At 36.2% G+C, this 2,225-nt stretch carries 6 protein-coding genes; all 6 read right to left on the reverse strand.

The window, feature by feature from the left end:
• A partial coding sequence (locus tag WBN21_RS12180) for an uL14 family ribosomal protein (protein WP_424200662.1) occupies window positions 1-108 on the reverse strand: 108 nt, incomplete at its 3' end.
• Between the two features lie 2 nt (window positions 109-110).
• Window positions 111-368, reverse strand: a complete 258-nt coding sequence (gene rpsQ / locus WBN21_RS12185) for a 30S ribosomal protein S17 (protein WP_019386276.1) — start codon at window positions 366-368, stop codon at window positions 111-113.
• A 12-nt stretch (window positions 369-380) separates the two neighbouring features.
• On the reverse strand, window positions 381-572 hold the full coding sequence (gene rpmC / locus WBN21_RS12190) for a 50S ribosomal protein L29 (protein ID WP_034043309.1): 192 nt from the start codon (window positions 570-572) through the stop codon (window positions 381-383).
• Between the two features lie 12 nt (window positions 573-584).
• A complete protein-coding gene (rplP, locus tag WBN21_RS12195) occupies window positions 585-1,004 on the reverse strand; it encodes a 50S ribosomal protein L16 (RefSeq protein WP_424200658.1) in 420 nt (139 codons plus the stop codon).
• Between the two features lie 21 nt (window positions 1,005-1,025).
• Entirely contained in the window at window positions 1,026-1,748 is a 723-nt protein-coding gene (gene rpsC, locus WBN21_RS12200; protein WP_424200660.1) for a 30S ribosomal protein S3, read from the reverse strand.
• A 7-nt stretch (window positions 1,749-1,755) separates the two neighbouring features.
• Window positions 1,756-2,163, reverse strand: a complete 408-nt coding sequence (rplV, locus tag WBN21_RS12205; protein ID WP_298495287.1) for a 50S ribosomal protein L22 — start codon at window positions 2,161-2,163, stop codon at window positions 1,756-1,758.
• Window positions 2,164-2,225 lie beyond the last annotated feature (62 nt).

The following is a 2,225-nucleotide window of genomic DNA, read 5'->3' on the forward strand; positions in this document are numbered from 1 at the left end:
TCCTACAGAAGCATATCTTCTTTTAGTCCCTCCTAAAACACGGATTACTAAAACCTCTTTTGCTCCAGTATTGTCTGCTACTTTTATTCTTGATTCTTGCTGTAACATAATTATTTAGCTCTTTCTAGGATTTCTACTAATCTCCAACATTTAGATTTACTTAAAGGTCTTGTTTCCATGATCTTTACTGTATCACCAATATTGCAATCGTTTGTTTCGTCGTGTGCTACGTACTTTTTCGTTTTTAATACGAATTTTCCATACATAGGATGTTTTACTTTTTTAACTTCTGCAACAACTATTGATTTTTGCATTTTGTTACTAGTAACAACTCCTATACGTTCTTTTCTTAAATTTCTTGTTTCCATCTTTCAGCAGAATTATTGTAATTCTCTTTTAGTTAATTCGGTCGCAATTCTCGCTACAGTTCTTCTTATAGAACGTAATTGAATTGGATTTTCTAAAGGAGATATTGCATGAGCCAATTTTAGGTCTGAATAACTCTTTTTTGTTTCACCAAGTTTCTCTTGTAACTCAGCTACAGATAATTCTTTAATTTCTGATTGTTTCATCATCTTAAATTATTATGCTTCGTAATCGCGAGCGATTAAAAACTTAGTTTTTACTGGTAGCTTTTGTGCTGCTAAACGTAATGCTTCTTTTGCAACGTCTAATGGCACACCACCAACTTCAAATAACACGCGACCTGGTCTACATACAGCTACCCATAATTCAACGGCACCTTTACCTTTACCCATACGTACCTCAAGAGGTTTTTTAGTGATAGGCTTGTCTGGAAATATTTTAATCCAAAGTTGACCTTCTCTTTTCATGTAACGAGTAGCGGCAATACGAGCTGCTTCAATTTGACGAGCTGTAATAAACGTAGCGTCTAATGCTTTTATTCCAAAAGTTCCGCTTGAAAGTTGATGACCTCTACCAGAGATCCCTTTCATGCGTCCTTTTTGTTGTTTACGAAATTTTGTTCTTTTAGGCTGTAACATTTTTCTTTACTTTATAAAAAATTACTTTCTACGACGAGGTCCTTTGTTTCCACCACGTCCTGCGGCTCCACCTTTTCCTTGCTTCTTAGATAATCCAACAAGCGGAGAAAGCTCTCTTTTACCATATACTTCACCTTTCATGATCCATACTTTAACACCCAATCTACCATAAGTAGTGTGTGCCTCAACTAAAGCATAGTCAATATCGGCTCTAAAAGTTGATAAAGGAATACGTCCTTCTTTGTAGTGTTCAGAACGTGCCATTTCAGCTCCATTTAAACGACCACTAATTTGGATTTTAATTCCTTCAGCGTTCATACGCATTGTAGCAGCAATAGCCATCTTAATTGCACGTCTGTATGAAATTCTATTTTCAATTTGACGAGCGATACTTGATCCTACTAAAAATGCATCTAGTTCAGGTCTCTTAATTTCAAAGATGTTAATCTGAACTTCCTTTCCAGTAATTTTCTTAAGTTCTTCTTTTAACTTGTCTACCTCTTGGCCACCTTTTCCGATAATAATACCAGGTCTAGCAGTAGTGATAGTAACGGTTACAAGTTTTAAAGTTCTTTCGATTATTACTCTACTTACACTAGCTTTAGATAAACGCGCGTGAACGTATTTTCTAATCTTATCGTCTTCGGCAAGTTTATCACCATAATCGTTTCCTCCGTACCAGTTAGATTCCCATCCTCTGATAATTCCTAAGCGATTTCCGATTGGATTTGTTTTTTGTCCCATACTCTTATTAAGCTTGTGTGTTATTGTTAGCTCCAACCACTAATGTTACATGGTTTGAACGTTTTCTAATTCTGTGTGCACGACCTTGAGGCGCTGGACGTAATCTTTTTAACATAGATCCGCTGTCAACTTTAATCTCCTTCACGATTAATTCTGCAGATTCAACATCAGCATCCTCATTCTTGGATTGCCAGTTAGCGATAGCTGATAATAACAACTTCTCTAAACGACCAGACGCTTCTTTTTGGTTGAACTTTAAAATATTTAGTGCATTTTCTACCTTTTCACCTCTTACTAAATCGGCTACTAAGCGCATTTTTCTTGGTGATGTAGGACAGTTATTAAGTTTTGCAAAAGCAACATGCTTTTTTGCTTCCTTAATAGCGTCTGCCATTTGTTTTTTACGACTTCCCATAGCTTACTACTTTTTACCTTTATTTTTAGCACCTGCATGCCCACGGAATGAACGTGTTGGTG

The sequence above is a fragment of the Algibacter sp. genome (genome assembly GCF_049667265.1).
Lineage (GTDB): Bacteria > Bacteroidota > Bacteroidia > Flavobacteriales > Flavobacteriaceae > Algibacter_B.